At 42.2% G+C, this 6000-nt stretch carries 5 protein-coding genes and 1 pseudogene; 5 read left to right on the top strand and 1 reads right to left on the bottom strand.

Going from position 1 to position 6000, the window contains the following annotated elements; genetic code table 11:
• The 4 genes and pseudogenes from ACE1AQ_RS17145 to cysK all read left to right on the top strand — a co-directional run.
• A pseudogene (locus ACE1AQ_RS17145) lies at nt 1-134 on the top strand (IS630 family transposase); the annotation flags it as partial.
• A 406-nt stretch (nt 135-540) separates the two neighbouring features.
• Entirely contained in the window at nt 541-771 is a 231-nt protein-coding gene (locus ACE1AQ_RS17140; protein ID WP_110543162.1) for a hypothetical protein, read from the top strand.
• 640 nt (nt 772-1411) lie between these two features.
• A complete protein-coding gene (locus ACE1AQ_RS17135; protein ID WP_008202906.1) occupies nt 1412-2647 on the top strand; it encodes an RNA-guided endonuclease TnpB family protein in 1236 nt (411 codons plus the stop codon).
• 89 nt (nt 2648-2736) lie between these two features.
• The gene (gene cysK, locus ACE1AQ_RS17130; RefSeq protein WP_008202905.1) at nt 2737-3696 is read left to right on the top strand and encodes a cysteine synthase A; all 960 of its coding nucleotides are present in this window, start codon (nt 2737-2739) and stop codon (nt 3694-3696) included.
• A gap of 219 nt (nt 3697-3915) precedes the next feature.
• Here cysK and ACE1AQ_RS17125 read toward each other — a convergent pair whose 3' ends face one another.
• Nucleotides 3916-4632, bottom strand: a complete 717-nt coding sequence (locus ACE1AQ_RS17125) for a hypothetical protein (protein WP_008202903.1) — start codon at nt 4630-4632, stop codon at nt 3916-3918.
• A 417-nt stretch (nt 4633-5049) separates the two neighbouring features.
• On the opposite strand from ACE1AQ_RS17125, the gene ACE1AQ_RS17120 reads away from it, so the two are divergent.
• Nucleotides 5050-5733, top strand: coding sequence for a hypothetical protein (locus tag ACE1AQ_RS17120; RefSeq protein ID WP_008202902.1), 684 nt, complete (start codon nt 5050-5052; stop codon nt 5731-5733).
• Nucleotides 5734-6000 lie beyond the last annotated feature (267 nt).

Below are 6000 nucleotides of genomic sequence, written 5' to 3'. Positions count from 1 at the left end.
AGAACTTTTCTGACTTTTCTTCAGCTATTTATGAATGTCTGAATGATGCCCATCTGAAACATAAAAAAGAACTGGATTCCTTGCTGACTCTACGATTTCAGAAGTTTAATAAATCTCAGATTATGAACGTCTAAAGTATATCACCGAAACCGTAGCCAGTGTAATGGTCGCCGTTACCGTAGTAGTAGGTATAAGAGAAGTAGATGTCGTTGAAGCCAGCCATATATTAAATCCTCACCAGATAATCAGAAAGGAAAGTTATCAGATAAGAGAAGCCGAGCGTTCTTTTCCACTAGCCAGACGCTCCTAACCTCAGAGGAGACAGGGGACTATTTAGGGCTTGCTGAGGTAGCGTAACATAATCGGGCGTTGGGTTTCACTATCGTTCAACCCAACCTACGTTCATCTTATATTTAATTCCACCCACCTACTTAGTCTCTCAATCTTTTGCAGAAGATGTCGGGTTATCGGCAGAAAAAATTGTCCTATTAGTACAAGATAATGCTGGGTGGCATAGAAGTCAAAAACTTGAAGTTCCCCATGGAATCCTGCTCGATTTTCTACTTTGCTTATTCACCAGAACTACAGCCAGCCGAGAGATTGTGGTCTCTAGTAGATGCACCTCTGGTTAATGAGCATTTTAAAACGATTGAAGAAAGGTCAGAAATTCTGATAACTCGTTGTCAGTATCTCGAAACCATGACTAATGAAATTAAAAGCTTGACTAACTATCATTGGCTAACTTATGACCGATTGTTATCAACTTTTTAAACAGGATTTAGGATAATTAGCACACTTAGGGGGGATTAAATTCATTAATTCCTGAGTTTCAATAGCAAACATTTGCCAAGACTCTACCCATGCCGAAGACCAATATTATTTAGTTAATCCTTGCTCTTTGATAATCTCTCCCGACCGATTAGTAGCTGATCATATCATCTGACATCAACTCCTGCCATTCAGAACCAGGCTGATAGTGGTCAAGCATAGACTCAGTCTGCCTTTCAAGGATACGCCTGCGCCCAATCAATGGTAACTTGAGAAAAGCCAGACCTTGCTCTAGGGATAAAGCTTGTTCTTCGGGGGATAAGACGGATTAGCCTCTTTCACCAGTGGGAAAACCTTCAGTTGGTCAGAAAAATCCCATTCCTATCAAATCTAGATTCTAGAGTACATCCTCTCAAGCTAGGCGGACTGATTGAAGAAACAAAAGAAAACGGAAATTTTGCTGATCTAGGGCTGGCCTTTGCTATAAGTGAGCTATATAGCGCATCCTTGGCTAGTGAGGAAATTCTCAAACGCTAAAGCTGAGAACTTACCGAAAAATTGGGTTTAAGGTTCCCCGCCCGACCGGGCGGCTTTTTCTTCTCAATAGTTGCTTATCAACCACCTCTTGTGATAAAATCAAGACATGATAGTTAGAGAAGCCAAGCTACTAAACGCCACTAAAGAGCAATACCAAGCTCTGGATGAAGCCATCCGTACCGCCCAATTTATTCGTAACAAAGCGGTTAGATACTGGATGGATAATTCGGGGGTAGGAAGAAATGATTTATATGCACTGTGCAAAGTCCTTGCTCAAGAGTTCTCTTTTGCCAAAAAGTTAAACTCTGCCGCTCGTCAAGCCAGTGCAGAAAGAGCTTGGGCTTCTATTTCTAACTTCTATACTCGTTGTCGAAAAGGAGAAAAGAAAAAAGGCTATCCAAAATTCAAAAAGCATTGTCGCTCTGTTGAGTATAAGGTTTCGGGATGGAAACTCTCAGAGGATTGTATGTATATTACTTTCACTGACGGTTTTAATGCCGGTGCTTTTTCTCTTTATTGCGACAAGGAAACAAGAGAAGACCTCTTTCGACTAAAGATTAATCGTGTTCGTGTTGTACGCCGAGCCGACGGGTATTATGCCCAATTTTGCTTTGATGCTGACCGCAAAGAGCAGGGAAACTATACAGGCAATGTTATCGGTCTTGACCTGGGATTGCAATATTTTTACAAAGACCAAAACGACAATGCTGTAGTTTATCCTAAGTATTTGCGAAAAGCAGAAAAAAGGCTAAAACGTCAACAAAAACGATTAAGTAAAAAGCATAGGAAAGGGGCAAAACCTCAATCCAAGAGCTACCATCGAACCAGAAAAAGACTGGGTAAACTCCACCTGAAAGTTCAACGCCAGCGGAAAGATTGGGCGATTAAGTTAGCCCGAAACGTAGTGGCATCTAACGATGTTGTGGTGTATGAGGCTTTAAAAGTGTCGAATCTGGTCAAGAATCATAACTTGGCTAAGTCTATTTCTGATGCAGGTTGGTATCAATTCACTCAATGGCTAGACTACTATGGCAAAATTTGGGATAAAGCAATAGTTGCGGTTGCACCCAACTATACTTCCCAAGATTGCTCTAATTGTGGTCATCGGGTGAAAAAGTCACTAAGCACTAGAACTCACTCTTGTCCTCACTGTGGAATTAAAATCTGTCGTGATACAAATGCGGCTTTAAATATTCTTAAAAGAGGAATGGAAGTTCTCGGGATGGAATGGCAAAACAGTACCCAAGGGCATTGGGAATCTGGGTCGGAAGACCGAAAGCATGGGGAGAAAACCGCCTCTACTATTGAAGGGAAACCAGAGATAGCAAGTGGATTTCTATGAACTATGAATAAGAATCCCCCGTCGTTCACGCGGGGGAGTATGTCAACGCTATAACTAAGCACACAAATCACCCAGACTGAGAAAATATCATGCGTATCGCTCACGATGTCACCGAATTGGTTGGCCGCACTCCTTTAGTACAATTGAATCGGATTCCCCAGGCGGAGGGCTGTCTTGGCCGAATTGTGATGAAATTAGAAGGGATGAATCCCGCTGCTTCCGTCAAAGACCGTATTGGCACCCACATGATTAATAGCGCCGAAAAAGCGGGTTTAATCAATCCAGAAACCACGGTTTTAGTGGAACCCACTTCCGGCAATACGGGAATTGCCCTCGCGATGACTGCGGCAGCTAAGGGTTATCGCTTAATTTTAACTATGCCGGAAACGATGAGTTTAGAGCGCCGGGCGATGTTAAAAGCCTACGGTGCTACCCTAGAACTTACCCCCGGTTCCCAAGGTATGAAAGGGGCAATTTTACGCGCTCAGGAAATCGTTGATAGTATCCCCGGCGCTTATATGTTGCAACAATTTCGCAACCCTTCTAACCCAGAAATTCACCGTCTCACCACTGCTGAGGAAATTTGGCAAGATACCGACGGACAGGTAGATTTTATTGTTGCAGGTGTGGGTACTGGAGGCACGATTACGGGAGTCGCTGAAGTGATTAAATCGCGTAAACCTAGTTTTCAAGTGGTTGCGGTGGAACCTTTCAATAGTCCGGTGATTTCTGGTGGTAATCCCGGTCCTCATAAAATTCAAGGTATCGGTGCGGGTTTTATTCCGGAAGTTTTACGCACAGATCTGATTGATGAGGTAATTACCGTCAGTGATGAGGAAGCTTTTCAATTTGGTCGTCGTCTGGCAAAAGAAGAGGGTTTACTTTCGGGGATTTCTTCCGGTGCCAATCTTTGCGCTGCGATTCAACTGGCCCAACGACCGGAAAATGAGGGTAAATTAATTGTGGTGATTCAGCCTAGTTTTGGAGAACGTTATCTGAGTACCCTGATGTTCCAAAATATCGAGGAGCGCGAGTTAACTTTGGTGTAAAAAAATATCCTCTTCAACCTCTACAGTCAGCCTTTAGCTTTAACTATAGCAGTTATCTTAAATGGTGGCCTAGGATTCAGGCGCAGGTCGTCGGTCGTCAGTATTCTCCGAGTCAGGAGCCGGTCGTTAGGAGACAGGTTTTAGGTTTTGGGGTTTTGGGGTTTTAGTTCAATTTCCCCACTCCCCCACTTCCCTATACTTTTTAAACAGGATTTAGTATTAATCGTATTTTAGGAGGGATTTTTTCACCTGTAGGGGTATTTGTAAAGGTTGCGGTTTGATTGTTTCTTTGCCAGAAAAATTATCCAATAAAGCCGATCGCACTTGCGTGTCGGTTTCTCGCGAGAGAAGATAACGGAAGTATTCTTGGCATTGTTCTCGACGACTGGGGGAAAGTTCCATTTCACTTAAACGTCGGACTGCCATTAAGCGCATTAAGGGATCATTGACTGTTAATTTTTCTAACCAGCGATCGAAGTTTTTTGACTCATTTTGACCGCGATGGTCGAGAAAATGCCATCCTAGCAGGATTAAAGTCAAAACCGTGCCAATTCCTTGCAAAATTGAGGCTAGAGCTAACCAGCGATTTTCGGCATAGGTCCAAATGGCGACAGCGAGATAGGTGGCTAAACTGCCCAAACCGCCACAGACTACCGCTAAAGTTAACTTACCGCTATCGGCAGTGAAAAAAGCACGCCCCCACAGCCACAGCGATGGCCAGTTTTGACCCTGGAGATGGTAAACTCCAATCATCGCCCCCACTCCGGTTAAAGTGGCCAAAACTAACTGCCAATTCCACGCCCAGAGGATCAAAAAACTAGCACAAGCTGCCGCCCATGTCAAGAATTGACGGGTTTTTTTTGCTGCGAGAGTTTTGATGACTCGACGCTGCAGAGCGGGAGAAAAATAGCGAGGAAGGCGGAATACTGAAGACACGGGAAGTTTTTCACTGAGGGTTTGATGATCACTATAGCCTGTTCTCAGGCAGACAGATCATTTTTCTCGGTAAAAATCCTCGTGGCAAAAGAGCGCAGTGCTAGGGTGGCCTAAAATTGCGATCGAGAATCGGCTAAAGTTCAGGTTGGCGAGCTTAGGTGTTAAGATACTTTGCCATCAAACTCAACTTTTTTTGTTAATAAATAGCTCAACAATATTCTGTAAACTTATATACAGAAACCTAAAGAAATATATTAATTGGCAGTCTTTAAGGGCAGTAAGTTCTGATAAATAATCTAGAGTGTTAAGTATAAGTACCGCATCTAATTTTACCTAGTCACGCCAGCTATCTAACTCATCTATTTCACTTCCGAACAGAGTTAGAACTTCCTTTGTTACGTTCTGAGAGGCAAAAAAATGACTACTCAACTACAACAAAAAGCCGAACTTGAAATCGTCACCTTGAACCCTGTTTACGGAGTTAACTATAACAAGGGTTACATCGGTTTTACCTATGACGGAACAAATCCAGTTGGTCGAGGAATTGCTTATTTTACTAAGTGGGATAAAATGAGCAATATTTATGCTACTCACGCTCTCATCGTTACGGGTGAAAATACCTGTATTGAAGCGAATGCTGGCACGAATATGGTAGAAGAAAATCCTCTAGAACCCTATTTTCAACCTTCTAATTGCCAAATTTTCTTCCGCAAACCCAAAGATTTAACTGATGAGATTGCAGAGCGTATTGTTGAGATTCTCAAACCAGAAGTAGGTAAAAAATATGACTATAAACTAATCCTAGCTCATGCCTTTTCTGGAAGTTTACCTGGTCAAATACTCAATCTTTTATCACGGCAAAAAATCAAAAAGTTACTGTCTGAAGCTCTCAACTGTCCTGATAAATGGATTTGTAGTGAGTTAGCAGCTTACGCTTTAGATGAGCAACCTGAATACCGAGATATCGGAGTTCTGATCAATCCTAATTCTACCATTAATCCTCAAAAATTATTTGAAGATGATCTGATTTTTCAAGCTTGGGAAAATCAGGTTGCAGCAAAGTTTAAAGATTTAATCACTGGGACAACAGTAATTGCTTAAATGTCTTACATAGCAATTAAGGATAACAGTGGGGGGAGAGTATTCGCTTACTAAGGCTTAAGGGAATTAGAAAAGATTAGTAAGTAGTCGTGCAAAATTAATTTCCTAGTGAAAATAGGCAAAAGGCAAAAGGCAGGAGGCAAGAGGTGGTTAGATATGTGTAATTAATTTTGCTTAGGTACTTAACTTATTAGGAAAAGTCAATATAGCGGTTCTCGCATCTGTGCGGCACACTTAAACCTTTGCTGATTAAGCTGTTCAGAATCG

Origin of the sequence: Microcystis sp. BLCC-F209, assembly GCF_041928595.1 — a bacterium.
Classification (GTDB): domain Bacteria; phylum Cyanobacteriota; class Cyanobacteriia; order Cyanobacteriales; family Microcystaceae; genus Microcystis.
Note: the sequence above shows the minus strand (reverse complement) of the source record. Positions and strands in the feature narration are given on the sequence as shown.

Bases quoted from the DNA above. Each gene is read 5' to 3' on its own strand.
- ACE1AQ_RS17140 (WP_110543162.1), top strand. From the start codon at position 541: ATGGAATCCTGCTCGATTTTCTACTTTGCTTATTCACCAGAACTACAG.
- ACE1AQ_RS17135 (WP_008202906.1), top strand. From the start codon at position 1,412: ATGATAGTTAGAGAAGCCAAGCTACTAAACGCCACTAAAGAGCAATAC.
- cysK (WP_008202905.1), top strand. From the start codon at position 2,737: ATGCGTATCGCTCACGATGTCACCGAATTGGTTGGCCGCACTCCTTTA.
- ACE1AQ_RS17120 (WP_008202902.1), top strand. From the start codon at position 5,050: ATGACTACTCAACTACAACAAAAAGCCGAACTTGAAATCGTCACCTTG.